The sequence below is a fragment of the Novosphingobium sp. NFX11 genome, from assembly GCF_057376415.1.
In genome coordinates this window covers 1,380,229-1,405,961 of record NZ_CP080384.1, presented here as the reverse complement: position 1 = coordinate 1,405,961, position 25,733 = coordinate 1,380,229, and the positions used below count along the sequence as shown (strand labels likewise).

Here is a 25,733-nt window from a genome sequence, read left to right as displayed (position 1 = left end):
CAAGGCGCAAAGGGCAACCGGGGTGTTTGCCCTGAGCAAGCTACAGGGCAACACGCCGTCATCCCAGCGAAAGCTGGGATCGCTGGCCGTGAACAACCCACCCAACGGCAGGGTGTTGTTCGGCCAGCTATCGCCTAAAGCATTGCCAGCGGTCCCAGCCTTCGCTGGGATGACGGGTGTATGTCTGCGGGCTTCGCTCTTATTCCCCCGGCGCGCTGGCCTTGATCGCCACCGCATGGACGCGATTGCCGGGAATGTCGCCCAGCGCCGCATTTACCAGTCGCTGGCGCTGCAGACGTGAGACACCGGCGAACTGCGGGCTCTCGATCAGGATGGTGAAGTGCGATTCGCCGCTGCCGTCATCGCCGGTATGGCCGCGGTGCGTGGCGGAATCGTTGACCACGTCAAGCGACGTGGGAGCGAAGGCGGCGGTCAGAAGCTGCCGCATTTCCTGTTCGAGTGGTCCAGACATGGGGTTCCATTTAGGCGATCGATGTCCCATCTGGAAGCCGGTGAGACAGCATAGATTTCATGGAAGGTTCAGAATCCACCGGTCACGAGTGCGCCTGGCCGGGGTGCGATGAGGCGGGCGAGTTTCGCGCTCCGGGCGGTCGGCCGTCCGGGTTCGATGGGCCGGGCGACTACCGCTGGTTCTGCCTCGAGCATGTGCGCCAGTTCAATTCGGGCTACGACTACTTCGAAGGCATGGAAGCAGAGGAGATCATGCGCGCGCAGTCCCCGCTCCACGGTTGGGAAACGCAGACCCGTGCGTTCCGGCCTGATGCGGGCGTGGATCAGGCGCCGAACTGGGCGAACTTCTCCGACCCGCTTGAGGCGATTCAGGCACGGGCGAGGGCGCATGTGAAGCGGCGCAGGGCTGACCTGAAGCCCGAAAACGCGCGCTTCACTCCGAACGAGCGCAAGGCTTTGGAGACGCTGGGGCTGGACGGGGACATCGACCGCAAGACCCTGCGGTTTCGCTATACGCGGCTTCTGCGGCAGTATCATCCCGACCACAACGGCGGCGATCACAGCCATGCCGCGCGGCTGCAGGGGGTGGTCGAGGCGTATCAGGTCCTCAAGAACGCGGCGGCTTTCGGGTAGGACCCATCTTGGCCCTACATTCCCCGTCACCCTAAACTTGTTTCAGGGTGACGAAGTGGAAAGAGGAGCAGGGCGCGTTATTCGTCCTCGCCCTCGCAGATCGCTGCCAATTGGTCCGCACAGGCGGCCCAGCCTTGCGTAAAGCCCATTTCCTCATGCTGCTTGCAGGTATCCGCGCTCCAGTGGCGGGCGGTGGCGGTATAGCGCGTGCCTTCGCCTTCCGGAGCGACTTCCCAGATGCCGATCATGAACGGCCCGCTCGGTTGGAGATCGTCCACCACCGCATCGGTCGAGGCGAAGCGGCGGCCTTCCTCATAGGCAAGGTAGATGCCGTTCTGGGGCATGACTTCGCCGTCAGGGCCGTACATCGTCATCTTGCAGACGCCGCCGGGGCGCTTGTCCTGTTCATCGACCTCGGCGCGCCATGGGGTAGGGCACCACCATTCGTTTTGGCGGTTGGCCATGACGCCCCACACTTTCGCAGGCGGTGCGGCAATGTAGCGGGTGACGGACAGTTCGTTGCTCATCGTTGTTCTCCTCAATCTCGATCAGGCGCGCCAAGAGGGAAGAACGCGCGGTACGGGCGGGCGGCCTCGACGCAGGTGCTGACCGGCGGCAAGGCGAGCAGATGGGCGCGCCATGCCTTCAGGCGCGGAAAGCTGTCGGCGATGGGGAGGACCCAGTCGGCGTAGAACAGCGAGGGCGCGGCGGCGCACTCGATCAGGGTAACCTGGCCTTGCGCCGGGTAGTACTGAAGCCAGCCCTCCAACCAGGCGTAACTGCGTTCCAGCCGTTCCCGCGCTTCGCCGATGCGGGTCATGTCCGGGTTTTCGGCATCGCGAATGTGTTCGTTCACGACCTCCTGCATGTTGCCCATGACGTAGTTGTCGAAAACCCGGTCGAGCATGCGTACGCCGATCGCCGCTTCGGCATCGGAGGGCAGCAGGACATCCGGCTCGACATGGTGCAGTTGCAGGTGCTCGATGATCGAAGTCGCCTCGAAGATCAGGTTCTGGCCGTCCTGCAGGACCGGGAACTTGCCCGCTGGTCCGGCCATGGCGACGATCTTGCCATGATCGGGGTGATCGCCGTCGACGATGCGGAACTCATGTTCCAGCCCCGATCCCAGCAGCGCGATCTGCGCCTTCCAGGTGTAGGACGAGAAGGGGTGGCCGTAGAGTGCCAGCATCAGCCTTTCACCGCCGCCTCGATCGCGGCGATGTCGATCCTGCGCATCGTCATCATCGCTTCCATCGCGCGCTTGGCGGCGGCGCGGTCGGGGTTCGCCATGGCATCGGTGAGGGCGCGCGGGGTTATCTGCCAGTTGAGGCCCCACTTGTCCTTGCACCAGCCGCACATGCTTTCCGCCCCGGCGTTGCCGACGATGGCGTTCCAGTAGCGATCGGTCTCTTCCTGCGTGTCGGTGGCGACCTGGAACGAGAACGCCTCCGACTGCGGGAACTGCGGCCCGCCATTGAGGCCGATGCACTCGATCCCCATCACCGTGAATTCGACGACAAGTACGTTGCCCTGCTTGCCGTCAGGATAATCGGCGGGCGCGCGCTGGACGGAATCGACGCGGGTGTCGGGGAAGACGGTGGCGTAGAAGTTCGCAGCGTCCTCGGCGGTGCCGTCGTACCAGAGGCAGATCCGGTTTTTGGCCGTCATTTCTTCATCTCCTCTATCAGCTTGCCGTCGATGCCCTTGGCCGTGCGGTAGGCGGGGCGTTCCTGACAACGTTCGGCGTAAGCGACGAGCGGGGGCAGCGGCGGGATGATGCCGAAGGTCATGCCCCAGTCGATCGCGCTGCCGACATAGACGTCGGCCATGGTGAAGCGGGTGCCGCAGACCCAGTCGTCCTCGGCCAGCTTTTCCTCGATGGCGGCGAGGGTGCGTTCGAAACTGCCCCAGCCGGCCATCATCTCCTGCTGCGGCGTCGGCTCGAACTTGAGCGCGCGCGAGGTGATCGCCTGCTCGATCGGGCCGGAGGCGAAGAAGGTCCAGCGGTAGTAGTCCGCCATCTCGCCGTCGTTGGGAAGCAGGTGCGCTTCCGGGTTCATCTCCGCCAGGTAGAGGCAGATCGCGGCGGCCTCGGTGATGACGCGGTCGCCGTCGTCGGCATGGTGGATCAGCGTCGGCACCTTGGCCATCGGGTTGGCGTCTAGGAACGCGGCGGGCTTGTCCTTCCAGTCGACGAGAACCTGTTCGTAGTCCGCCCCGGCCTCGTGCAGCGCCCAGCGGGCGATCTGTCCGCGCGACATCGGGTTGGTGAAGAAGGTGTAGTCGGCCATCGGGATTCTCCCTTAGATGAGGGTGGAACATTGATGGAACGAATGGACGGCGTCAATCACCGTCCGCCCGGTTATCTGCGCGGCCCGACGAGGCCGAAGTAGGCGCCTTGCGGATCGAAGGCGTGGACGGTGTATTCGCCGGTGGGGATCTGCTGCGGATCGCCCATAGGCTTGCCGCCGCCGTCCTTTACTGCGGTCAGTGCGCGGTCAATATCGTCCACGCCGATGTAGTAGGTCCAGCCTGGCACCGGCATGAAATCAGCCTGCTTCATAACCGCGCCGATCTGCACGTCCTCCAGCTGGAGGAAGCGGTAGTCGCCGAGCGGCCCCATCGGCATCGCGCCTTGCTGGGCCCAGCCGAAGTGCTTCGTATAGAACGCCACCGCCGCATCGTCGTCCGGCGTGACGAGTTCGTTCCAGCGCACCGTCTGCGGCTTGTCCACGCTGAACACGTCGCTGGTGGCGTCGGGATCGTCGGCGGGCGGTTCCGGCGTCATCACGTAGAACGCGGCGCCCTGCGGGTCGGTCACCATGGCGAAGCGGCCGACGCCTTCCATGGTGGTGGCGGGGACGTGGATGGCGCCGCCCTCAGCCGTGATCTCGGCCACTTTTGCATCGACGTTGGGGACGTAAATGTAGCCCATCCACGCGGGGCTAGCGCCCTGTCCGATCATCTCGTCGTCGAGTGCGAAGACGCCGCCGGTATAGCCGCAGCCCGCGCCGCCGCCATCGATGCGCTCGATCATGCGGTAGTCCATGCCGGAATCGCCGGTCATTTCCGGCATGACGTTGGCGCCGATCTTCCAGCCGACGACACTGCCGTAGAAGGCGGCCGCGGCGTCGGAATCGCTGGTCATCAGCTCGTACCAGATGAAGCTGCCTACAGGGTTGCCCATGGCTCAGCCTCCCAGCGTGACGACGGGCTGGAAGCCGCCGTAGATCATGCGCATGCCGTCGAAAGGCATGGGGTTCTTCTCCGGATCCATGCGCGGGTCGGTGTTCATCGCGTCCATGACCGCAGCCATGCCCTTTTCGCGAGTCGCCTTGTCGGGCCATTCGATCCACGAGAAGACCACCGCCTCGTCCTCCTTGCACTCCACCGCGCGGAAGAAGTCGGTCTGCTTGCCTTCGGGCACGTCGTCCTGCCAGCATTCGAGGACGCGGGTGGCGCCGTGCTCCATGAAGACGGCGTCGCCCATTTCGGCGTGAGCGATGAACTTGTCCTTGTTCGCCTTGGGGACGGCGATCACGAAACCTTCTACGTAGGTCATGTCAGACTCCTTCCTTGGCAGGGTTTTCGGCCTTGGCTTTGGTCTTCGGATCATGCTCGGCGAAAGGCGCGAGTTGCGCCTCCAGCGCACGCTGGAATGCCGGGCGAGCCGTGCCGCGTTCGACGTACGCCGCGAGCGCGGGCGTCGGCGCCAGCACGGACGGGTCGGGGATGGCGCGCAGGATCGTGGTCATCGCGATATCGGCGATCGAGAAGTCCCCGGCCAGCCACTCGTCGTCGCCCAGCGCCGTTTCGAGGCGCTTTAGGCGGCCTTCCAGCGCGGTAGTGAGGGAAGGACGGCGCAGCGGCGCCCAGTCCTCCTTGCGCGAGAAGAACGTGCAGTTGACGAACTCCATCACGAAAGGCTCGATCGAGTTGAACGCGCCGAACAACCAACTCAGGACTTTTGCCCGTTCCTGCGAGCCGGTCGGAGGCAGGGCGCCCGCCTTCTCGGCGAGATGGATGAGCGTTGCGCCGCTTTCGAATATCCCGACCTCGCCGTCACGGACGAAGGGCACCTGCCCCCAGGGCTGGTCGTCATAGTACCATTCGGGACGCTCGATCGCGCTGATCAGGCGCACCTTGTAGGGCAGGGCGTATTCCTCGCAGGCCCAGCGCGGGCGCAAGTCGCGGACCTGCCCCTGCGCGAAGGAGGGCACCCATTCGTAGGCGGTGATCTCTATCTGTGAGGTCGGATCGATAGGCATCGTCTTCTCCCTCTCCCGTTTCTTTATGTCACGCCGTGGTCGGGATTTCCATTTCCCCCGAGGCGGCGGCAGGGTCCATCCACATCGTCTCCCAGACATGCCCGTCGAGGTCGGTGAAGGCGTGGCTGACCATGAAGCCATAGTCCTGTGGCGGATTGATGTCGGGCGTGCCGCCTGCCGCCGCAGCCTTGGCCTTCATCTCCGCGGCCTCTTCCTTGCTTTCACATGCAAGGCAGAGCGCCACTTCGCTGGAGCCGGTGTCGGGGATCGGGCGGTCGGTGAAGGTGCGCCATTTGTCGTGCGTCAGGATCATCACGAAGATGGATTCCGACCACACCATGCAGGCCGCCGTGTCGTCAGTGAAGCGCGGCTCGTTGGTGAAGCCTAGCGCGGTGTAGAACGCCTTGGAGCGCTCCAGATCGGTGACGGGGAGGTTCACGAAGATCATGCGTGCCATCTGCTCTCTCCTTCAGAAGGGCGAATCGCCTCTTGCCCGAACCTGACCTCAGTGGTAACTAAAAGCAACCATGAAGTCACAAAAAGAAACCATACGTTCGGAAAGCGCGACGGATAGTGTGAAACGCGCACATGGCCGCTGGTATGGGGATGCCTGCGGGGCGGCTTTCGCGATGGAACTCATCGGCGAACGCTGGTCGCTGCCGATCATACGCGAGATGATGCTCGGCCCGCGCCGTTTCTCCGAGATCCGCGCCGAACTGCCGGGCCTGAGCGCCAAGACGCTGACCGAGCGGCTGGAGAGCCTCGAAGGGACGGGTATCGTCACGCGCGAAGTGCTGCCGCCGCCCGCTTCGGTACAGGTCTATCGACTCACCGAATGGGGCCTGGCGCTGGAGCCCGTCATGCAGGAACTGGGGCGATGGGCGGTGCGCTCGACCCTCCACGATCCCACGCTGCCGATCACGCCGGTCTCGCTGATGCTCTCGCTGCGCACGATGATCCATCCCGAGCGGATCGGCGATCTGGCACTTACGGTGCGCTTCGAGGTGGGTGTCAGCAAATTCACCGGGCGGCTGGGGCAGGGCGAACTGGCGATCCATCCCTCCAGCAATGGCGATCCGGACCCCGATCTGGTCTTCGCGGCCGAAGGCGGTTTCCCTTTCCTCGCGGTATTCTACGGCAAGTGGCCGCGCGAGGAGGTTCAGGCACTGCGGATCGAAGGCGACCCATCGCTGGTCCAGCGCTTCGTCGATCTGTTCAGCCTCCCTCCCAAATGCGCGAGTTGAGCAAGGCAAGTCACCCAAACCTTATTGCGATGCAGCGGCCGGTCCTATACGCGATGCCCTACGATGACTGACTCCAAGACCCAGACCGAGAATCGCGACGCCACCGTACTGGCCGCTCCCGACATCGAACTCGACGTGCGCGAGACCTTCGGGATCGACATCAACATGAAGGTCCCGGCCTTCTCCGTGGCCGACGAGCGCGTCCCCGACCTCGACGAGACTTACGTGTTCGACCCGGACACCACGCTCGCGATCCTGGCGGGCTTCGCCTACAACCGCCGCGTGATGGTGCAGGGCTACCACGGCACCGGCAAGTCGACGCACATCGAACAGGTCGCGGCGCGCCTCAAGTGGCCGTGCATCCGCATCAACCTCGACGCCCACATCAGCCGCATCGACCTGATCGGCCGCGACGCCATCGTCCTGCGCGGCGGCATGCAGGTGACCGAGTTCCGCGAGGGCCTGTTGCCATGGGCACTGCAGCACCCTGTCGCGCTGGTGTTCGACGAATACGACGCGGGCCGTCCGGACGTGATGTTCGTGATCCAGCGCATCCTCGAAACCGAGGGCAAGCTGACCCTGCTCGACCAGAACCGCGTGATCCGTCCGGACAAGCACTTTCGCCTGTTCGCGACCGCCAACACGGTGGGTCTGGGCGACACCTCGGGCCTGTATCATGGCACGCAGCAGATCAACCAGGGCCAGATGGACCGCTGGAACCTGGTGGTGGCGCTCAACTACCTGCCCCACGCCACCGAGACCGGCATCGTCGCCGCGAAGGTGCCGCAGATCGACAAGTCGGTGATCGCCAACATGGTCAAGGTCGCGGACTTCTCGCGCCAAGGCTTCATGAACGGCGATATCTCGACGGTGATGAGCCCGCGCACGGTCATCACCTGGGCACAGAACGCGGCGATCTTCAACGACGTCGGCTTTGCCTTCCGCCTCTCGTTCCTCAACAAGTGCGACGAGACCGAGCGCATGCTGGTGGCCGAATACTACCAGCGCGTATTCGGGCAGGATTTGCCGGAAAGCGTCGTCGCCAAGGCGTAAGCCTGAAGGTGTTCGAAGATGCAAAAAACGGGCGTGCTCCCAAGGGAGTGCGCCCGTTTTTTCATGTCACCGGTGGAGATTGAAATGGCTGGGATGATATTCACGGTTCCCTTGCTGTTGGCGGCGCAGGGCTTAGCGGTGAGCGGCGTTCCGGTTTATTTCCCGGCTTCGCTGAGTGAGCAGATCCCGCAATGTCGGCATCAGGGCAAGGTCCGAAGCGCGGCACAGCTCAGTGCGTTCGAGCGGGAATGGTATTCACGCTTCCTGTACGCGGCAAAGGAGCCGTCGCTTGCGGAAATGGCGGGCACCGGCAACGCATCGGGCAGCGTGATCCGTTTTACCTGGCTACGAAGCTTCCATGCACCCGTAGTAGTGCGTGTGATGGGGCTGGGGACAGCGGCACCGCAGCTGGTCGCGACCGCGCTGACGGGACGGGGCGGCTATGACCCCGGTGTGCCCGGCCCGGTCCTCGATCGTCCGTTGCGCAAGGAGGAAGCCGCCATGCTGCAAGCTGTATTGTCGGGATCGCGGCTGACAGAGGCATCCTCGGTCGCGAACCGTCGGCCTGTCCTCAAGGAATGCGGCATTGCCGATCCGCTGGGTACGGATGGCGCGGAATGGGTGCTTGAGGCGGTCGACGCCAAGGGCTACCGCTTCGATAAGGCGTGGAGCCCCCGCATCGGCAAAGTGCGCGACATCGGATTGGCGATGCTGAAGCTGACCGGCTGGTCTATCGATCCGATCTATTGAGGCGTTCTGCTCGGCCGGTTCACGCCTCGGGATAGACCGCCCGGACGAAGTAGAGCCCGTCCGGCGGTGCATTTAGGCCGAGCTTCCGGCGATCGCGCGCCGCGAGCGCCTCGCGCAGATCCTCCTCGCTCCACCGTCCCATGCCGACGAGTGCGAGGCAGCCGACCATCGAGCGCACCTGATGATGCAGGAAGCTGCGCGCTTCCGCCTCGATCAGCACCATCTCGCCTTCGCGTCGCACTTCCAGCCGGTCGAGCGTCTTGAGCGGCGAACTCGACTGGCAATGCGCCGAACGGAACGTGGTGAAATCGTGCAGTCCCACAAGTATCTGCGCGGCACGATGCATAGCATCGGCATCGAGCGGCTTGGGCACCATCCATGCCTTGCCCCTCTCCAGCGTCAGCGGCGCGCGTCGATTGGCGATGCGGTAGATATAAGCGCGGCCGACGCAGGAAAACCGCGCGTGCCAGTCGTCCGGCACGACCTCGCAGGACAGGACCGCGATCGGATGAGGCCGCAACCTGTCGTTGAGTGCCCCCAGCAGTTTATACGCCTCGAACGGCTTCGCGATGTCGATATGGGCGCGCATTCCGAGCGCGTGGACTCCGGCATCGGTGCGCCCGGCCGCGTGCATGATGGCGCGCTCGCCGGTGACCATGAAAGCCGCATCCTCGACCGATTGCTGCACCGAGGGACCATGGGCTTGCCGCTGCAGCCCCATGAACGGGCTGCCGTCGAATTCGAGAGTGAGCGCAAAACGGGTCATTTCGCCCCGCCGATACAGGACTGGTGCCGCCGCGCAATGGGCTTGGCGTCCTGCGCATCCGGTGTCACCATCCGCTCACCGGGAAAGGAGCCTGCCATGGCCGAGAACAAAGAGCCCCGCTTCCAGATCTTCCGCGGCGCTGACGCTCCCGCGCTGGAAGAGTGCGACTGCATGACTTACGAGGGTGACACGCCCAACCTCGTCGCCGCCCAGCCATTGCTGATGGAGGCGATGCAGGTGAGGGGCGAATATGCCGACGTCCCCTACCGCCGCGAGGATATGAGCCTCGCGCGGCTATGGGTGAAGAGCGGTTTCCCGCTGCCGCTCCACAGCCACGACTGCGATTGCCTCTATTACATCGTCGCCGGCTCGATCCGCATGGGCACCGAGACGCTGGCTGCTGGCGACGGCTTCTTCGTCGGCGCCGAAGTGCCCTATGCCTACACCGCAGGCCCGGAAGGCGCCGAAGTCCTCGAATTTCGGGGCACCGACCGCTTCAACATCCGCGTCCGCGACAAGCCCCTCAGCGCATGGGAAAAGACCGCCGCGACCTTGCGCGAAGGCCACGCCCGCTGGGCCGACGAAGCGCCGCCGCAGCGCCGGATGCCCGAGAAGGCCTGAACTCAACCCAGCTTCGTGCCTGCCGGAATGGGGCGTCCGCGCAGCAGGTCGGCTACGTCCATGGTCGGCTTGCCCGCGCGCTGGATGCGGGTGACCTGCAGCGCCTGTTCCCCGCACGCGACCGTCAGGGCATCGTCGAGCGTGCTGCCCGCCTCGCCGGAGCCCTCGACGATCCGCGCCGCCAGCACCTTGTAGCGCTCGCCGTCCAGTTCGAAGAACGCGCCCGGCACGGGCATGAAGGCGCGCACCTGGCGCTCCACGTCGACCGCGCTTGCGGTGAAATCGAGTCGCGCTTCGGCCTTGTCGATCTTGCGCGCGTAAGTCACCCCGTCCTCCGGCTGCTTCACCGCGCGGTGAACGGCGAGGTCGCGTAGGGTGCCGACCAGCAGTTGCGCACCCCGTTCCGCAAGTTCGGAGGTCAGTTCCCCGGCCGTCTTCGCGTCGATCGTTGTGCGCAGCGTCGCCAGCATCGGTCCGGTATCGAGCCCGGCTTCCATCTGCATAATGGTGATCCCCGTGGTCGGATCGCCCGCCAGAATCGCCCGCTGGATCGGCGCCGCACCGCGCCATCGCGGCAGGATCGAGGCATGGATGTTGAGGCACCCGAGGCGCGGCGCATCCAGCACCGCCTGCGGCAGTATCAGCCCATAAGCCGCGACGACGGCAATGTCTGCCTCCAGCGCGGCGAAGGCGGCTTGCTCTTCCGCCCCCTTCAGCGAAACCGGATGGCGCACTTCGATCCCGCGCGCTTCGGCTTCCCGTTGCACGGGCGAGGGCGTCAGTTCCTTGCCCCGCCGTCCGCCGGGTCGCGGTGGCTGCGTATAGGCAGCCACGACCTCGTGCCCCGCCTCGACAAGAGCCACCAGAGCGGGGACCGCAAAATCGGGCGTTCCCATGAAGATGATACGCATGATGTGGGGAACTCCTGAGCGGGCTTTCTAAGATCAGGCGCAGGCCCTATCTCCCGATCCATGGCATCGCAAGAGATCGAGACGCTGACCGCCGCCCTGTCGCGCCTGCCCGGCCTCGGCCCGCGTTCGGCGCGCCGTGCCGTCCTGTGGCTGATCAAGCGGCGGGAAACCGCGCTGGTGCAACTCCTGGAGGCGCTGGACGCCGTGCGCGAGGCGCTGGTCGAGTGCCGGACCTGCGGCAACGTCGATACCACCGACCCTTGCGGTATCTGCGCCGACCCCCGCCGCGACGCACGCTCGATCTGCGTGGTCGAGGAAGTCGCCGACCTCTGGGCGCTTGACCGCGCGCGCCTGTTCACGGGGCGTTACCATGTGCTTGGTGGACGCCTCTCGGCGCTGGACGGCGTCCGCCCCGAAGACCTGGCAATCGACAGCCTGCTGCGCCGGATCGGCGAGGGCGGCATCGATGAAGTGCTCCTCGCGATGAACGCCACGCTCGAAGGCCAGACCACTGCGCACTACATCGCCGAGCGGCTTGAAGGCTTCCCGGTGCGGGTAACGCAACTGGCGCACGGCCTGCCGGTCGGCGGCGAACTCGATTATCTCGACGAGGGCACACTGGCCCAGGCGATCCGCGCTCGTCGTCCTGTCGCCTGACGCGATTTCGGCCTGCGGTGCCTGATCTTGCGAAATCGGGCTTTCGCGATTATCTGGCGCAGATGGCTATCCGCGAAATCCTCGAAGTTCCCGACCAGCGCCTCAAGCAGGTCTCGGCCCCCGTCGAAAAGTTCGACGACGAGCTTAAAACGCTCGTCGATGACATGTTCGAAACGATGTACCACGCTCCCGGCATCGGTCTCGCCGCGATCCAGGTCGGCGTTCCTCTCCGTGTACTGGTGATCGACCTCCAGCCTGACGACGAGGACGCCGAGCCGGAAGTCTGCACGTCGCATGGCGATCACCACCACACGCATCAGCCGACCAAGAAGGAACCCCGGATCTTCATCAATCCGGAAATCCTCGATCCCTCGGACGAGCACATCGTCTATCAGGAAGGTTGCCTCTCGGTCCCCGAGATCTTCGCCGATGTGGAGCGCCCCTCGCGCATCCGCGCACGCTGGCAGGACCTCGACGGCAAGGTGCACGAGGAGGACATGGACGGTCTTCTCGCGATCTGTCTCCAGCACGAGATGGACCACCTCGAAGGTATCCTCTTCATCGACCACCTCTCGCGCCTGAAGCGCCAGATGGCGCTCAAGAAGCTCGAAAAGCTGCGCAAGGCCGCCTGATTTCTTCCGGGGCGTTTCGCGCCCCGGTGGAAAATCGCCGTCGAGGACTGGAGTTCCTGAAATGTTCCGGCTAGGCTGGAGCCATGGAACTTGTAGTCGCCACGATTCTCGCTCTCGTCATCGGCCTCGCTGCAGGCTGGTTTTTCGGTTCGCGCCCGACCGCGCAATGGCGGGCGCAAGCCGAAGCGCGTGAGCGTGAGGCACGCGAAGGCGACGCCAAATATTTACGTACTTTCGCCGATCTTGAAGCCGCGCGCGAGCGGGCCGGGCGGGCCGATGCGCTCGAGCAGGCGCTCGACCGCGCACGCACCGACCATGAAGCCCTGACCGAACGCCTGCGTCATGACGGCGCCGCAGCGGTCGAACGTACCCGTGCAGAGCTGACGCAGGTTCTCGACAAGACCCGCACCGAACATGCCGCACGCGTGGACGGGTTGCTGCGTGAACAGCGCATTCTGTCTGATGAACTCTCGACCTTGCGCGAAAAATCGGCGAATTTCGACGAGCAGAAGCGCCTGCTGCTCGAAGCGCAAGAAGCCTTGCGCAAGGAGTTCGAGAACGCCGGTGCGAAAGTGCTTGCGGGCGCGCAGGAGGCATTCCTGCGCCGCGCCGGCGAGCGTTTCGAGCAGAGTGAGAAAGCCAGCGCCGAACGCCTCAATTCGATCCTCACGCCGGTTGGCCAGCGCCTCAAGAGCTACGAGGATCAGGTTGCGGCATTGGAAGCCAAGCGTGTAGATGCCTTCGGCCAACTGACCGGCCAGATCGAGGCGCTGCGCGTCGGGCAGGAACTGGTGCGCGCGGAGGCCGTGCGGCTCGGTAACTCGCTGCGCAATGCGCCCAAAGCGCGCGGACGCTGGGGCGAACAACAGCTCAAGAACGTGCTGGAACAGTGCGGGTTGACCGAGCATACCGACTTCGAGACCGAGCAGTCGATCAATACCGAGGAGGGCCGCCTACGCCCCGATGCGATCGTGCGCATTCCAGGCAACAAGCAACTGGTGATCGACGCGAAGGTCTCGCTCAACGCCTATCAGGATGCCTTCGAGGCCGAGGACGAAGCTGGGCGCCTCGCCTTCATGGGCCAGCATGCGGCATCGATGCGCAACCATATCCAGACGCTCGGCGCCAAGAGTTACCAGAGCCAGTTCGAGAATGCGCCGGATTACGTGATCATGTTCGTGCCGGGCGAACACTTCATCGCCGCCGCCCTCGACCACGATTCGGGCCTCTGGGACTTCGCATTCGACCGCAAGGTGCTGCTGGCGAGCCCGACTAACCTCGTCGCGATCGCCCGCACGATCGCGCAGGTCTGGCAGCAGGAAGGGCTTGCCCGCGAGGCGCGCGAGATCGGCAAGCTGGGGGCAGACCTCTACGACAGCCTCGCCAAGACTCAGGACGACTTGGCCAAGGTCGGTGTGCACATGGGCCGCGCGGTCAACAGCTTCAACGACTTCGCCCGCACTTACGAGGGCAACGTGATGAGCCGAGCCCGCCGCCTCAGCGAAAAGCACATCAAGATTGGCAAGCGCGAAATCTCCGACGATGTCCCCTCGATCGAGGCTGCGCCGCGTTATGCCGATACCGGCGTTCAGATCGAGGATAGTAGCGAGGAAGCTGCGGAGGCTGCGGAGTAAGTCACCGGATCAAGCGTATATCGTCGTCGTCATTCCAGCGAAGGCGGGAACCCATCTTCTGACGGCGCCGATCGAACCTGCGTCAGATGGTTTCACGATGAGGGCGGGTGCCTCGATTTGATGGTCTGACGTGATCTACCCTTCGTCATTGCGAGCGCAGCGAAGCAATCCAGGGTGGCTCAAGACTACTTTGGATTGCTTCGCTGCGCTCGCAATGACTATTCTACGTAAAGTGTAATGCTCTTGAGGCGCCCGGCTTAGTCGGCCGCGCGCGTCAGTTCTGCGATGTGGCCACTCGACTGCAGGATCATCCGCTTGCCCTCCACCGTCACGCGCGGCGTTGCGGCGAGCAGGGCGCTGACGGCATTGCCCTGTTCCCATGAGGCACTTGGGCAGACGGCTTCGGTCTGGTCGAAAGGCCCGGCGATCAGGCGTTCCGCCTCCATCCGCCAGGGTCCCTTGAGCTGGTTGCAGCCGACCTGCACCAGAAGGTGCTCGCCTTCGAACGCGACTTGAGCGCTAGTGTCCTCAGGGGCGCGGCCATCGATCGCGGCGAAGTGCCATTGGCTGCCCACCCAGTTTTCTCCCGCAGGACCGCGCTGGGTGAGGTGCCCCGCGTCGGAGCATCCAGCCAGAAGGAGCGGACAGAGAAGGAGGGCGAGTCGTCGCATCACCCATCGAGTCTTACGCCCGAGAGGTGAGGATGGGATGAACGTGGAGCCTCAGGATCTCCGCAGATGCGCGAGGGCCTCATAGGCAAGCACCGCACCCGCGACGGCGGCATTCAGGCTGTCGGCGCGGCCCAGCATCGGCATGGTGACGCGCAGATCGCAGGCTTGCTCGTAATCGGCCGGAAGCCCCTGCGATTCGTTGCCGACCATGAGGAAGCACGGCGCAGCATAAGGCGCCTGCCGATAGTCGGTCGGGTCGCGCAGCGAGGCTGCAACCAGTTGGCCGTCACCGCCGCGCAGCCAGTCCTGGAATTCCTCCCAGCGCGCGATGGCGATCTTCTGGGTAAAGATCGCGCCCATGCTGGCGCGTACCGCCTCGACCGAGAACGGATCGGCGCAATCGTCGATGAGGATGAGGCCGCCCGCACCCACGGCGTCGCCGGTTCGCAGCATGGTGCCGAGATTGCCCGGATCGCGCAGCGCCTGCGCCACCAGCCAGATCGGCGAACTGGCTCGGTCGAGGTTCGCGAGGCGCGTGTCGAATTCGGCGAAGACGCCCGCGACGGCCTGCGGATTATCCTTGCCGGTGACTTTGGCGAGGATTTCCACGTCCATCTCGACGATCTCTCCGCCCGCCGCCGCGACGGCGGTTTCGAGCGCATCGAGCAGCGGATGCGGATCGCGGCCGATGGCCATGACCAGCATCTCCGGCAGCACGCCGCATTCGCGCGCGTCGGTGAGCAGGCGCAGGCCTTCCGCCAGAAAGCGCTTCTCGCGCTTGCGGTGCTTCTTGTCGCGAAGCGAGCGCAGGAACTTGACGAGGGGATTGGAAAAGCCGGTGATCGTGCGGCGTTCGATGCCGCTCGGCGAATAGGGGTGCTCACTCTTCGCCGAAGCCGTCGCGTACCAGGCCCGCCAGAACCGCCAGCGCGGCATCGGCGCCGTTGCCCGAGCAGGCGATTTCGATGGTGTCGCCCTTTGCCGCACCGAGCATCATCAGGCCGAGGATCGAGCCGCCTTCAGCGGACATTCCGTCCTTGCTGACCGTCACCGAAACCCCGCCCGGCAGATCGGCGACGTGGCCGACGAACTTGGCGCTGGCGCGGGCATGGAGGCCGCGCTTGTTGACGATCAGCACCGAATCGCGACAGTCGATCATGCGTCCTGACCCAGATATTCGCTGGCGATCGTGATGTAGTTGCGGCCTGCATCGCGCGCGGCGGCGACCGCTTCGCGCACCGGCATGCAGCCGCGCGCCTTGGCGAGGCGGATCAGCATCGGCAGGTTGATCCCGGCGATCACTTCGACCTTGCCCGCCTGCATCAGCGAGATCGCGAGGTTGGAGGGCGTCCCGCCGAACAAGTCGGTGAGGACGATCACTCCTTCGCCGCTGTCCACCTTTTCAATGGCGTCGGCGATTTCGGAGCGGCGGCGTTCCATGTCGTCGTTCGGGCCGATACAGACGGTCTCGACATCGGCCTGATCGCCGACGACGTGTTCCATCGCGTGTACGAACTCCTCGGCGAGATTGCCGTGAGTAACCAGAATCATGCCGATCATGCCGGGAGTGCGCTCCGAAATTCCTGCAATCGCACCCGGTTCATGTCTCTATTTTCCACGCCGCAGACCCCCTTCGAGAAGATCCGCCGCCCGTGAGCCCAGGTTGCGGTGCAGCAATGTGGGCGAAAATCCCGATTGACGCAAGACCGCTGCGATCTGTTCTGCGGTGAATACCGAACGATGTTTCCCTCCGGTACAGCCGAAGGCGATGTGGACATAGGCTTTGCCCTGTGCCCGGTAGCGGGGAAGCAGCAGGAGGATGAGATCGCGGATGCGGGCGAAGGCCTCGTCCCAGGCCGGGTCCTTGCGGATATAGTCGCCTACAGGCGCGTCCTGCCCCGTCTGAGGGCGCAGTTCGATGTCCCAGTGCGGGTTGTCGAGAAAGCGCATGTCGAAGACGAGGTCGGCGACCGGCGGCATCCCGCGAGAGAAACCGAAGCTGGAGACGGTGACGGTGAGTTCGTCGGCGGTGCTCTCGGCGAAACGCTCGCGAATCGACCGCTGCAGGTCGTTCGAGGTGAATTCGGTGGTCTCGATCAGCAGGTCCGCCCAGCGGCGCAGCGGCGCCAGCAGTTCGCGTTCCGCGCGGATGCCGGTGGAGACCGGCGCATCGGCGGCGAGGGCATGGCGGCGGCGCGTTTCGTTGTAGCGGCGTTCGAGTTCCTTGCTGGAGCAGTCGAGGAACATCGTGGTGATTTCGAGGTCGCGGCGTTCGCTGAGGCTTTTGACCTGCGCGATCACGCGCTCGGGATCGAAGCCCCGGGTACGCGAGATCGAAACCGATGGCGAGCGGCGTGGGATCGCCTTCGGGGGCGCCGTCGATGAGCGCTTCGAGCATGCGGACCGGGAAATTGTCGACGATTTCCCAGCCAAGGTCTTCCAGCACGCGCAAGGCCGTCGTCTTGCCCGCACCCAGCATGCCCGTAACCAGCAGCAAGCGCTGCGGATTTCCCACTTTAGTCCCCATTGTCGCTATCTGCGCCTTGCCGCCGGGAAAGGGAAGGGGCCAAAAGGCCGTCCCCGCCGTGCGAGGGGTTTTATACGGGCAGCCCGTAGCGTTGCAGGGCAAGTTCCGCCTTGATCGCGAGCACTGCGTCGTGTGGTGCAAGGCGGATGAGGGGCGCCTCGACGCCGCCGATCGCGATGCTCTCAGCCTTTTCGATGTAGCGCGGTGCGGAGCCGTCGAGATGCAGGACGAGCGCGACCGCGACTTTCTCGGTGCAGTCGTGCGGGACCAGCCCGAGGTTGCGGACTTCCAGCAGGCCGCGTGTGTGGGGGTGGGGGCTGGCGAAGAGCCATCCGTCGCGAGCTTCGAGCATCACGGAGTCGTCGCCGACCAGCATTGCGCCCCGGTCGATCAGGGCCAGCGCAAGGCTGGATTTTCCCGAGCCCGGAGCGCCTTCGATCAGGATGGCGCGGTTGCCGATGGCAACGCAGGTCGATTGCCGGGCTTCGGCGCTCACGTCTCGTTCTCCCAGCGCGGCAGGGAGATGACCAGCCGTGCGCCGGGCTGGCCGTCGGTGCGGTCGGTGGCGATCAGGCGGCCGAAGTGGGCTTCCACGATGGTGCGCGCGATGGCGAGGCCGAGGCCGCTGTGGGTGCCGAATTCCTCGCGGGAGGGGCGCAGCGAGTGGAAGCGTTCGAACACGCGTTCGCGCGATGCTTCGGGAATGCCGGGTCCGTGGTCGGCGACGGCGATCTTCACGCGGTTGTCGATGTGCGACAGGGTGATCTCGATCGGGCCGTCCGGGGGTGAGAACGACACGGCATTATCGATGAGGTTCTGCAGGACGCGTTCGAGGCGCGGCGGGTCGCCGGGGACGGTCAGTTCGGCATCCTCGATCGTCACGGTGACCGGGCTGGAGCCGTTGACGCCGCGCTGGTCGCGTTCGGCGACGAGGTTCTGGACGAGGCGGCCCATGTCCAGCGGCTCGAACGTGGTGCGGCTGAGCTGGGCGTCGATGCGGCTTGCGTCCGCGATCTCGGTGACGAGAAAGTCGATGCGGCGCACGTCGTCCTGCGCGATGCCGAGGAGCTGGCGGCGCAAGTCGGGCTGGTCGACGCGGTCGAGCGTTTCCAGCGCGCTGCGCAGGGAGGTCAGGGGGTTCTTGAGCTCGTGGGCGACATCGGCGGCGAAGCTCTCGACCGCGTCGATGCGCTGGCGCAGGGCGCCGCTCATGTCGGAGATGGCGCGGGCGAGAAGACCGATCTCGTCGCGGCGATCGGGCAGGCGCGGGACGATGACGCTGCGGTCGCGGCCGAGGCGCACGCGCACGGCGGCGCGCACCAGCTTGCGCAGCGGCTCGACGATGGTGCGGGCGAGGAACAGCGAGAGCAGGATCGATACACCCAGCGCGCCGCCGACGATGATCGCGAGGGTCTGGCGCGCCATGCGCACGTTCTCGGTGATGTCGCGGGCGTTGCGGGTCACCAGCAGCGCGGAACCGTCGGTGCCGACGGGCGTGGCGGCGATGATGACGGGGGTGCGGTCGGGCGCGGCCTTGTGGTTGATCCAGGTTTCCCGGCCGACCAAAGCCGCGCGGACTTCGGGCCAGCCGCGCGCGCTGGTGTCGGTCGGGTCGCGGTAATCGGCGATTTCCGGGGCACCGAGGATGAAGTCCATCCCCCGGTCGAGCATTCGCGCGGCGTCCTGCAACCAGGGTTCGGAGGCCGGGTCGATCAGGCGATAGGAGGGCGGCGCCAGCGTGAAGCTGTCGCCTACGAGTTCGCCACGGCTGTCGAACAGGCGCAGGCGCAGATCCTGCTCCGTGCCGATGCGGGTAATCAGTTCGAGACGACCGGTCGGGCTTTCATCGGCAAGCGCATCAGCGGTGATCTCCGCCTCGGACTTGGCGAGCCGGTAGCGCTCAGCGAGCAGTTCGTTGCGATAGCTGTCGATATAGAACAGGCTGCCGGCCATCAGGGCGAGGGCGATGAAGTTGACCGCGAGAATGCGCGCGGTCAGCGATACGCGCCAGGACAGGAGCAGCCGTGCCGGACGTCGCCGGCGGGAGCGGGATCGCTCAGCCATCGGCGAAGGAATAGCCGGCGCCGTAGAGCGTGTCGATCGCGCCGAACTCGGGATCGACGGCGCGGAACTTGCGGCGCAGGCGCTTGATGTGGCTGTCGATGGTCCGGTCGTCCACGTAGACGTCGTCGCTGTAGGCGGCGTCCATCAGCTGGTTGCGGCTTTTTACGACGCCCGGGCGCAGCGCCAGGGCTTCGAGGATCAGGAATTCGGTGACGGTGAGCGAGACGGGCTTGCCGTCCCAGGTGACCTGATGCCGCGCCGGATCGAGCGCAAGCCTGCCACGCAAGACGGGGTCGGGCATGTCTGCCCCGGAGGCTTCCTCGGGCGGCGCCTTGGCCAGTTCGCTGCGGCGCAGGATGGCCCGGATGCGCGCGACGAGCAGGCGCTGGCTGAAGGGCTTGGCGATGTAGTCGTCGGCGCCCATCGCAAGGCCCAGGGCCTCGTCCGGCTCCTCGTCCTTGGACGTCAGGAAGATCACCGGAAGCGACGACTGCGCGCGTAGCACCTTGAGCAATTCGAGGCCGTCCATGCGCGGCATCTTCACGTCGAAGATCGCCAGGTCGGGCGGGTTATCGAGGAGAGCCTTCAGCGCCGTTTCGCCGTCCGCGTAGACGCGCGTGGCGAAACCTTCGGCATGAAGACTGATCGACAAGGTGGTGAGGATGTTGCGGTCGTCATCGACGAGCGCGATCGTCTGCTGGCGCGGCGTGTCGGCGGGAGCCACGGGCGGCAGCATCGGCGCATCGTCGGCAGGAGCATTCAAAGGATCGGCCATTGGCGCGGCGACGGTGCTTTCTGCTGCGTGGGCCAGCCTGACTAGCGGCTCTCCATACACATGGCAAATTCTCGCGCTGCGGGCATTAAATGTAAGGTCCAATAACCCTTGATGGTTCCAATTGAAGTCAATTTGACGGAAAAGAGAGCTCCGCTTAGTCGGCGGCACGATTCTTGCGCAGGAATCGACTTAGCGTCAGCGGGAATACCCGTAGCGACGCCATCTTTTGGAGGAGATGACATTGACCACCCTTAACCATCCGCTCTCGAAACAGGGCATAGAGACGAAGGCCCAGATCTTCGCGAACCTCGGTACGGCCCCTCTGGTCGAGCATGCGGTGAAGAACGGGGAGGGCGTGCTTTCGGCCGATGGTCCCTTCGTCGTCGCCACGGGCAAGCACACCGGCCGCTCGGCGAAGGACAAGTTCATCGTCAAGGACGCCGAGACGGAAAGCACCGTATGGTGGGGCAAGACCAATGTGCCGATGACGCCGGAGCACTTCGCGGCGCTCAAGGAGGATTTCCTCGCGGCGCTGGGTGAGAAGGACACGCTCTACGTCGCCGACCTGTTCGGCGGTTCGCAGCCGGAACACCGCGTCAACGTGCGCGTGATCAACGAGTTCGCGTGGCACAACCTGTTCATCCGCACCCTGCTGGTGCGTCCGAGCGCGTCCGAGCTGGAGGGCTTCGCGCCGGAATACACCATCATCGACCTGCCGAGCTTCCGCGCCGATCCCGCGCGCCACGGTTCGCGTTCGGAAACGGTGATCGCGGTGAACTTCACCGAGAAGCTGATCCTGATCGGCGGCACCGCCTATGCGGGCGAGATGAAGAAGTCGGTCTTCGGCATCCTCAACTACCTGCTGCCGGTGAAGGGCGTGATGCCGATGCACTGCTCGGCCAACATCGGCCCGGACGGCGATACGGCGGTGTTCTTCGGGCTTTCGGGCACCGGCAAGACCACGCTTTCGGCCGACGCCTCGCGCACGCTGATCGGCGATGACGAGCATGGCTGGTCGGACACCGCCGTGTTCAACTTCGAGGGTGGCTGCTACGCCAAGATGATCCGCCTGTCCGAAGAGGCCGAGCCGGAAATCTACGCCACCACCCGCCGCTTCGGCACGGTGCTGGAGAACGTCGTGATCGACCCGGTGACCCGCAAGATCGACCTCGACGACAACTCGCTGGCGGAGAACAGCCGCGGTTCCTACCCGATCGACTTCATTCCGAACTGCTCGGAGAAGAACCTCGGGCCGGTGCCGCAGAACCTGATCTTCCTCACGGCCGACGCTTACGGCGTGCTGCCTCCGATCGCGCGGCTGACGCCCGATCAGGCGATGTATCACTTCCTCTCGGGCTACACCGCGCGCGTCGCGGGCACCGAGATCGGCGTGACCGAGCCGGAAGCGACGTTCTCGACGTGCTTCGGCGCGCCGTTCATGCCGCGTCATCCCTCGGTCTACGGCAATCTCCTCAAGGAGCGCATCGCCAAGGGCGGCGTGAAGTGCTGGCTGGTGAATACCGGCTGGTCGGGCGGCAAGGCGACCATGGAAGGCATCAAGCGCATGCCGATCAAGGCGACCCGCGCGCTGCTCAATGCCGCACTCGACGGCAGCCTGAACGATGCCGAGTTCCGGGAAGATCCGAACTTCGGCTTCGAGGTTCCGGTGGCGGTGCCGGGCGTCGACACCAAGCTGCTCGATCCGCGCGGTGCGTGGGCGGACGGCGCGGAGTACGACAAGACCGCGCAGACGCTGGTGAAGCAGTTCATCGACAACTTCGAGCAGTTCGAAGAGCACGTCGATGAGGGCGTCCGCAAGGCGGCTCCCGTCGCGGCCTGAGGCTGGCGGTAACGCATGAGAAAGGCCCCGGAACTGCGGTTCCGGGGCCTTTTTCTTGAGGGCGAAGCACCCCAGCCTCGCTACTACCATAAGCTGATCAACCCACCGTTCGTCATTGCGAGCGTAGCGAAGCAATCCAGGGCAGTTAAACGCCGCCCTGGATTGCTTCGCTACGCTCGCAATGACGAAGTTATCGCTTACGGCTGCACGGGTTCCGGCACGATGGACGGAGTGGGTGCGGGAATCCCCGGCGTGCTTGTTGTAGGGGAGAGGCTTCCGGCACTGTTGCCTCCGGAGTAGGCGCTTCGGCAGTCGGGGCGTCCGGTGCGGCTTCTTCCGCAGGCTTCGCCTTGCCCGCCGTCTTCATGCCGGGGCCGTAGACCGGCACGACGCCCGGCGTAACCCGGCCGTGCAGGGCCTCGATCTCCGCCTTGCGCTGTTGCAGGTAGAGTTCGCGATAGGCTGCGTAAGGGTTCTCTTCCTCGCGGATGCGGCGGATTTCCTCGTCGAAGGCGGCGCGCTCGCCCAGTTGGCTGAGGATCGTCGAGGGGATCACCACCTCGGGCTTGTTGAACGGCGAGCCGACCACGGCGGGCAGCAGCGCCTTGTCCACGGTGTCGCCGATGATGTCGCGCAGCGTCGTCGGGCCGACGATCGGCAGGTAGAAGTACGGCCCCGGTCCAACGCCGTAATAGCCCAGCACGTTCGCCAGACCATTGGGACGGTACGGCAGGTTGAACGGCTTGCGCTTGGCCATGTCGACGAAGCCCGCCGCGCCGATCGTGGTGTTGATCGCGAAGCGGCCCACCGTCTCGGCGGCCTTGCCGGGCTTCAGTTCCAGCAGGTAGGCGACGAAGACGACCGGCTCGGTCAGGTTCGAGAAGAAGTTGCGCAGGCCCTGGCGCACCGGGCGCGGCAGGCCCTTGTTGTAGACCTTCGCTACCGGTTCGAGCACGGCCTTGTCGACCGCCTGCACGGTCTGGAACGACTTCTCGTTGATGCGCTCCAGCGGGTCGCCCGGCGGGGGCGGCTTGCGCGGCATCACGATGATTTCATTGCCGGCCTGCGCGGTATCGGCAGGTGCTTCCGCCTGCTCGGCCGGAGCGGGCACGGCGGCGTCAGTCGTCGGCTGCGCAGGCGCTGCCTGTGCATCGGCGGCCGCGTCTGCAGCGGGCCGGGAAACGGTCGTCGCTTCGGTCGTTACCGGGGGCGTAGCCGGAACACCGGCCTCGGGGGCGACCGAGCTTATCATCACCGCGACAGCGGCAGCCGTCAGGCTCATGCGTTAGTCCTTGTCGGGCTCTCGCGCCCACAGCGTCAGAATACACCCCGGCTCAGGCTGCCCCCAACCATACGCAAGTGTGACTAGGAGCGCTATCCTCCGCTGCCCTATTCGTCAATTGCGTGCCTTGCATCTTATCCCCGCGAAAGGGCAGGCAGGCGCGCGGGACATGGGCGGCGAACGGGGACATTTCATGCCTTCCGTTCGTCACGCCATGGTCCCATATTCAACGGGTCCATCATTGGAGTGAGACACATGGGACTTTTCGACGGCATTCTCGGTCAGGTCAGCGAACACGCGGACGTGACCAATCTCGCGACGAAGCTGGGGCTCGATCCGGCCGTGGCGGAAAAGGCGATTGCCGCACTCGGCATCGCGCACCAGCAGGACGGTGACACCGCGCAGCTGGCGGCGGAGCGCAGCGGCCTCGACCTGGGCACGATCCAGCAACTGATCGGCCAGATCGGCGGCGAAGGTTCGCTGACCCAGTTCGCCAGCGCCATCGCCTCCGACCCCGGCAAGGCGGCCAGCTTCTTCGACAAGGACGGCGACGGCAGCGTCATGGACGACCTCGCCGGCATGGCGAAGGGCCTGTTCGGCAAGTCGTGAACTCACGAACCCTCCCGGATTCCGTCCGGGAGGGTACCGTGCCTACCGCTTCTTCGTAGCGATATATTCGCTGACGTTCTGCGCCAGCACGTCGAGCGGCACGTTGCCACCGTCCACGATCGTCTGGTCGTAGTCGCGCAGATCATAGGCCGAGCCCAGCGCATCCTGCGCGCGCTTGCGCTGTGCCACGATCTGCGAGTGGCCCATCTTGTAGCCGCAGGCCTGTCCCGGCCATGAGCAGTAGCGGTCCACCTCGTTCACCACTTCCTCGCGCTTGTTGCCGTTCTTCTCCATGAAGAAGCGCACCGCCTCCTCGCGCGTCCAGCCCTTGGCGTGGAGGCCGGTATCCACCACCATGCGACAGGCGCGGAACGCCAGCGACTGCAGGTAGCCCAGCCGTCCGACCGGATCGTCGTCATAGGCGCCGAGTTCGTCGGCCAACTGCTCGCCGTAGAGCGCCCAGCCTTCGGAATAGGCGTTGAACGCCAGGATCGAGCGGATCAGCGGCAGGCGGTTGGCATATTCGCCCTGCCAGACGTGGCCGGGGATCGCCTCGTGGTGGACGAGGGTGGGCAGGTCGTACTTGCGATGGAGGTCGGTGGTGCGCAAGTTGATCCACATCTTGCCGGGCACCGTGCCGTCCTTGGAGCCCGCGCCGCCATAGGCGGTCGGTGCGCCGAGCTCTTCGGAGAGCGGCAGGCGGCGGACCTCGACATTGCCGGGCACGAGTTCGCGGAAGGCGCGCGGCATCTGCGCGCGTATCCAGTCGACGCGCTTCTGGATGAACGCGAGGATCTCGGCGCGGCCGGGGTCGCCCTCGGCGAACAGGAAACGCTTGTCTTCGCCCAGCGCGGTCATCCGGGCGCCGACAGTGCCGACGGTATAGCCGAGCGACTTCAGGATCGGGTCCATCCGGGCATGCAACTCGGCGAGTTCCTGCAGGCCGCGCTGGTGGACGTCCTCGGGTGGCACGCGGGTCGTGGTGCTGGCGCGCAGTGCCCAGGCGTAATATTCGGAGCCTTGCCGCCTTTCGCGCATGCCGGGATCTCTCTTCGCGAGCCCGCGCTGGCGCTGGAGTTCGGCAAGCTGGCGCTCCAGCGCAGGTACGACGTCGGCGGCGATGATGCGGCGGGCGTCGGTGGCCCAAGTGCCGCTCATCTTGCCCGTACGCCCGGCGATCGAGGCGGCGAGGCTGCCGCCGTCCTTGCGCGCGTCGGCGATCGTGCTGGTCATCTGCGCGATGGCGCGGTCGAGCAGGAAGTCGGGCGGCACCAGACCTTTGGCGGCGGCATCGATGATCCGGCCGCGCTCGCCTTCGAGCTGGTCGTCCAGTTGCGACAGGCGCGCGATCCACGCATCGGCGTCGGCAGGCGTGTTGACGGGATGGTCGGCATCAAGGAAGCGCGGGGCGTCGAGGTAGGCGCCAACGTTCTGGATGACGACGTAAGGCGTATTGCGCCAACCGCCCACCGCGACGTCGCCATAAGGCAGCGCGAAGCCCTCCAGCGCGGTGGCGAAGGCGCTTTTCACTACGGCGATGCTGGTGCGCGTGGAGTGGTCGAGCCCCTTGGCATCGAACGCCTCGATCTGGGCGAGGCCCTTGCGCAAGGTGGCGGCATAGGCATCGCGCCCGGCCTGCGAGCGGTCCTCCATGCGCGAACGCAAGGCGTTGTGAGCGCCGGTATCGACTCCGAGCCCGGTGGCGCTTTCGGGAACGTGGTCGAGGAGGCTCCAGGCGATCTCGTCAAGCAGCGCGGCGGCACCGGGCCGGGCGGGAGAGGTCGCGAAAACGCGGGCCGGCAGGGCGACGGCGGCGGTTCCGGCCGCGAGCAGGTGGATCGCGCTACGGCGGGAAATTGAATGGGGGTGTGGCTCATGCCCGGACGATGGCGAGGCGGTTCGCGGGTGTCAAACCGCTGGATGGGGTGGGGTGTCCTGCTTCCAGAGCACACCGCTCATGCTGAGCTTGTCGAAGCATCGGGCCATGCGCCCAGCCTATGGGCCTTCGACAAGCTCAGGCTGAGCGGGGATGGAGAAGCTGAAGTACGAGACGGTTCGCCTTCGCGCGATCTTGCGCTAGGCAGGGGGATGGACATCGCTCTCTCGCTTCTCGTGCTCACCGTCGTCGCGCTCGTGCTGGGAGCGATCGCGCTGCTGCGGCGCGGCGGCTACCGCAAGCAGGCGGCGCTGATGCTGGTGCTGGCAGGGGTGATGATCGTCAACATCGCCATCTGGACGCTGCCGGGCCGCGATGGCCGGTCGCTGTCGAGCGAGGCGAAAAAGGAACAGGCGCCGGAGTGATGCTCCGACGCCTGTGATGTAATT

General features: G+C 65.4%; 31 protein-coding genes and 1 pseudogene. 11 read left to right on the top strand and 21 right to left on the bottom strand.

Going from position 1 to position 25,733, the window contains the following annotated elements; translation table 11 throughout:
* Positions 1-199: 199 nt before the first annotated feature.
* A complete protein-coding gene (locus KZO24_RS07180; protein WP_008829491.1) occupies positions 200-472 on the bottom strand; it encodes a BolA family protein in 273 nt (90 codons plus the stop codon).
* Positions 473-531: 59 nt separating this feature from the next.
* Here KZO24_RS07180 and KZO24_RS07175 point away from each other — a divergent pair, with 59 nt between their 5' ends.
* Positions 532-1,104, top strand: coding sequence for a J domain-containing protein (locus KZO24_RS07175; protein ID WP_486487040.1), 573 nt, complete (start codon positions 532-534; stop codon positions 1,102-1,104).
* A gap of 77 nt (positions 1,105-1,181) precedes the next feature.
* On the opposite strand, the gene KZO24_RS07170 is transcribed toward KZO24_RS07175, so the two are convergent.
* From KZO24_RS07170 to KZO24_RS07135, 8 genes are all read right to left on the bottom strand, one after another.
* Complete coding sequence (locus tag KZO24_RS07170; protein ID WP_271183437.1) at positions 1,182-1,631, bottom strand: SRPBCC domain-containing protein; 450 nt, start codon at positions 1,629-1,631, stop codon at positions 1,182-1,184.
* 11 nt (positions 1,632-1,642) lie between these two features.
* Positions 1,643-2,293: a glutathione S-transferase family protein gene (locus KZO24_RS07165; RefSeq protein WP_202902827.1), complete on the bottom strand. Its 651-nt coding sequence runs from the start codon at positions 2,291-2,293 to the stop codon at positions 1,643-1,645.
* On the bottom strand, positions 2,293-2,772 hold the full coding sequence (locus tag KZO24_RS07160; RefSeq protein WP_271183436.1) for a VOC family protein: 480 nt from the start codon (positions 2,770-2,772) through the stop codon (positions 2,293-2,295). The genes KZO24_RS07165 and KZO24_RS07160 overlap by 1 nt, the downstream gene beginning before the upstream one ends.
* Positions 2,769-3,395, bottom strand: a complete 627-nt coding sequence (locus KZO24_RS07155; RefSeq protein ID WP_271183435.1) for a glutathione S-transferase family protein — start codon at positions 3,393-3,395, stop codon at positions 2,769-2,771. Before KZO24_RS07155 ends, KZO24_RS07160 begins: the two co-directional genes overlap by 4 nt.
* 71 nt (positions 3,396-3,466) lie before the next feature.
* On the bottom strand, positions 3,467-4,291 hold the full coding sequence (locus tag KZO24_RS07150; RefSeq protein ID WP_271183434.1) for a VOC family protein: 825 nt from the start codon (positions 4,289-4,291) through the stop codon (positions 3,467-3,469).
* Positions 4,292-4,294: 3 nt separating this feature from the next.
* Positions 4,295-4,666: a DUF1428 domain-containing protein gene (locus KZO24_RS07145; protein WP_008829484.1), complete on the bottom strand. Its 372-nt coding sequence runs from the start codon at positions 4,664-4,666 to the stop codon at positions 4,295-4,297.
* Position 4,667: 1 nt separating this feature from the next.
* Positions 4,668-5,372, bottom strand: coding sequence for a glutathione S-transferase family protein (locus KZO24_RS07140; protein ID WP_271183433.1), 705 nt, complete (start codon positions 5,370-5,372; stop codon positions 4,668-4,670).
* Between the two features lie 28 nt (positions 5,373-5,400).
* Entirely contained in the window at positions 5,401-5,829 is a 429-nt protein-coding gene (locus tag KZO24_RS07135) for a VOC family protein (protein ID WP_036524588.1), read from the bottom strand.
* Positions 5,830-5,899: 70 nt separating this feature from the next.
* Between KZO24_RS07135 and KZO24_RS07130 the strand changes: the two genes are divergently transcribed.
* The 3 genes from KZO24_RS07130 to KZO24_RS07120 all read left to right on the top strand — a co-directional run bounded on the left by KZO24_RS07130 (position 5,900) and on the right by KZO24_RS07120 (position 8,419).
* Complete coding sequence (locus KZO24_RS07130; RefSeq protein WP_271183432.1) at positions 5,900-6,616, top strand: winged helix-turn-helix transcriptional regulator; 717 nt, start codon at positions 5,900-5,902, stop codon at positions 6,614-6,616.
* A 63-nt stretch (positions 6,617-6,679) separates the two neighbouring features.
* Entirely contained in the window at positions 6,680-7,669 is a 990-nt protein-coding gene (cobS, locus tag KZO24_RS07125) for a cobaltochelatase subunit CobS (protein WP_271183431.1), read from the top strand.
* Between the two features lie 18 nt (positions 7,670-7,687).
* Entirely contained in the window at positions 7,688-8,419 is a 732-nt protein-coding gene (locus KZO24_RS07120; protein ID WP_271183430.1) for a hypothetical protein, read from the top strand.
* A 19-nt stretch (positions 8,420-8,438) separates the two neighbouring features.
* Here KZO24_RS07120 and truA read toward each other — a convergent pair whose 3' ends face one another.
* Positions 8,439-9,185: a tRNA pseudouridine(38-40) synthase TruA gene (gene truA / locus KZO24_RS07115; RefSeq protein ID WP_271183429.1), complete on the bottom strand. Its 747-nt coding sequence runs from the start codon at positions 9,183-9,185 to the stop codon at positions 8,439-8,441.
* A 96-nt stretch (positions 9,186-9,281) separates the two neighbouring features.
* On the opposite strand from truA, the gene KZO24_RS07110 reads away from it, so the two are divergent.
* Entirely contained in the window at positions 9,282-9,806 is a 525-nt protein-coding gene (locus KZO24_RS07110) for a cupin domain-containing protein (RefSeq protein ID WP_211150017.1), read from the top strand.
* A gap of 2 nt (positions 9,807-9,808) precedes the next feature.
* Here the strand turns inward: KZO24_RS07110 and fmt are convergent, their stop codons facing one another.
* The gene (gene fmt / locus KZO24_RS07105; protein WP_271183428.1) at positions 9,809-10,717 is read right to left on the bottom strand and encodes a methionyl-tRNA formyltransferase; all 909 of its coding nucleotides are present in this window, start codon (positions 10,715-10,717) and stop codon (positions 9,809-9,811) included.
* Positions 10,718-10,777: 60 nt separating this feature from the next.
* On the opposite strand from fmt, the gene recR reads away from it, so the two are divergent.
* The 3 genes from recR to KZO24_RS07090 all read left to right on the top strand — a co-directional run bounded on the left by recR (position 10,778) and on the right by KZO24_RS07090 (position 13,640).
* Positions 10,778-11,374, top strand: a complete 597-nt coding sequence (recR, locus tag KZO24_RS07100) for a recombination mediator RecR (protein WP_008829476.1) — start codon at positions 10,778-10,780, stop codon at positions 11,372-11,374.
* Between the two features lie 62 nt (positions 11,375-11,436).
* A complete protein-coding gene (gene def, locus KZO24_RS07095; RefSeq protein WP_008829475.1) occupies positions 11,437-12,006 on the top strand; it encodes a peptide deformylase in 570 nt (189 codons plus the stop codon).
* Between the two features lie 83 nt (positions 12,007-12,089).
* The gene (locus KZO24_RS07090) at positions 12,090-13,640 is read left to right on the top strand and encodes a DNA recombination protein RmuC (RefSeq protein WP_271183427.1); all 1,551 of its coding nucleotides are present in this window, start codon (positions 12,090-12,092) and stop codon (positions 13,638-13,640) included.
* Positions 13,641-13,897: 257 nt separating this feature from the next.
* Here KZO24_RS07090 and KZO24_RS07085 read toward each other — a convergent pair whose 3' ends face one another.
* From KZO24_RS07085 to KZO24_RS07050, 8 genes and pseudogenes are all read right to left on the bottom strand, one after another.
* On the bottom strand, positions 13,898-14,215 hold the full coding sequence (locus KZO24_RS07085; RefSeq protein ID WP_271183426.1) for an META domain-containing protein: 318 nt from the start codon (positions 14,213-14,215) through the stop codon (positions 13,898-13,900).
* A gap of 147 nt (positions 14,216-14,362) precedes the next feature.
* The gene (locus tag KZO24_RS07080) at positions 14,363-15,169 is read right to left on the bottom strand and encodes a TrmH family RNA methyltransferase (RefSeq protein WP_486487151.1); all 807 of its coding nucleotides are present in this window, start codon (positions 15,167-15,169) and stop codon (positions 14,363-14,365) included.
* A gap of 22 nt (positions 15,170-15,191) precedes the next feature.
* Positions 15,192-15,470, bottom strand: coding sequence for an HPr family phosphocarrier protein (locus tag KZO24_RS07075; protein ID WP_008829471.1), 279 nt, complete (start codon positions 15,468-15,470; stop codon positions 15,192-15,194).
* A complete protein-coding gene (locus KZO24_RS07070) occupies positions 15,467-15,871 on the bottom strand; it encodes a PTS sugar transporter subunit IIA (protein WP_008829470.1) in 405 nt (134 codons plus the stop codon). Before KZO24_RS07070 ends, KZO24_RS07075 begins: the two co-directional genes overlap by 4 nt.
* Positions 15,872-15,919: 48 nt before the next feature.
* A pseudogene (gene rapZ / locus KZO24_RS07065) lies at positions 15,920-16,838 on the bottom strand (RNase adapter RapZ).
* Between the two features lie 70 nt (positions 16,839-16,908).
* Positions 16,909-17,334, bottom strand: a complete 426-nt coding sequence (locus tag KZO24_RS07060) for an HPr kinase/phosphorylase (protein ID WP_271183423.1) — start codon at positions 17,332-17,334, stop codon at positions 16,909-16,911.
* Complete coding sequence (locus KZO24_RS07055) at positions 17,331-18,902, bottom strand: sensor histidine kinase (protein ID WP_271183422.1); 1,572 nt, start codon at positions 18,900-18,902, stop codon at positions 17,331-17,333. Before KZO24_RS07055 ends, KZO24_RS07060 begins: the two co-directional genes overlap by 4 nt.
* Positions 18,895-19,638 carry a response regulator transcription factor gene (locus KZO24_RS07050; protein WP_271183528.1) on the bottom strand — a complete coding sequence of 248 codons (744 nt, stop codon included), beginning with the start codon at positions 19,636-19,638 and terminating at the stop codon, positions 18,895-18,897. The genes KZO24_RS07055 and KZO24_RS07050 overlap by 8 nt, the downstream gene beginning before the upstream one ends.
* Before the next feature lie 274 nt (positions 19,639-19,912).
* On the opposite strand from KZO24_RS07050, the gene KZO24_RS07045 reads away from it, so the two are divergent.
* Entirely contained in the window at positions 19,913-21,517 is a 1,605-nt protein-coding gene (locus KZO24_RS07045) for a phosphoenolpyruvate carboxykinase (RefSeq protein ID WP_271183421.1), read from the top strand.
* A 190-nt stretch (positions 21,518-21,707) separates the two neighbouring features.
* Here the strand turns inward: KZO24_RS07045 and KZO24_RS07040 are convergent, their stop codons facing one another.
* Positions 21,708-22,799, bottom strand: coding sequence for an MlaA family lipoprotein (locus KZO24_RS07040; protein ID WP_486487039.1), 1,092 nt, complete (start codon positions 22,797-22,799; stop codon positions 21,708-21,710).
* 255 nt (positions 22,800-23,054) lie between these two features.
* On the opposite strand from KZO24_RS07040, the gene KZO24_RS07035 reads away from it, so the two are divergent.
* Positions 23,055-23,408, top strand: coding sequence for a hypothetical protein (locus tag KZO24_RS07035; RefSeq protein WP_271183419.1), 354 nt, complete (start codon positions 23,055-23,057; stop codon positions 23,406-23,408).
* Between the two features lie 42 nt (positions 23,409-23,450).
* On the opposite strand, the gene KZO24_RS07030 is transcribed toward KZO24_RS07035, so the two are convergent.
* Positions 23,451-25,061, bottom strand: coding sequence for a DUF885 domain-containing protein (locus KZO24_RS07030; RefSeq protein WP_486487038.1), 1,611 nt, complete (start codon positions 25,059-25,061; stop codon positions 23,451-23,453).
* A gap of 435 nt (positions 25,062-25,496) precedes the next feature.
* Between KZO24_RS07030 and KZO24_RS07025 the strand changes: the two genes are divergently transcribed.
* Complete coding sequence (locus tag KZO24_RS07025) at positions 25,497-25,709, top strand: hypothetical protein (RefSeq protein ID WP_271183417.1); 213 nt, start codon at positions 25,497-25,499, stop codon at positions 25,707-25,709.
* Positions 25,710-25,733 lie beyond the last annotated feature (24 nt).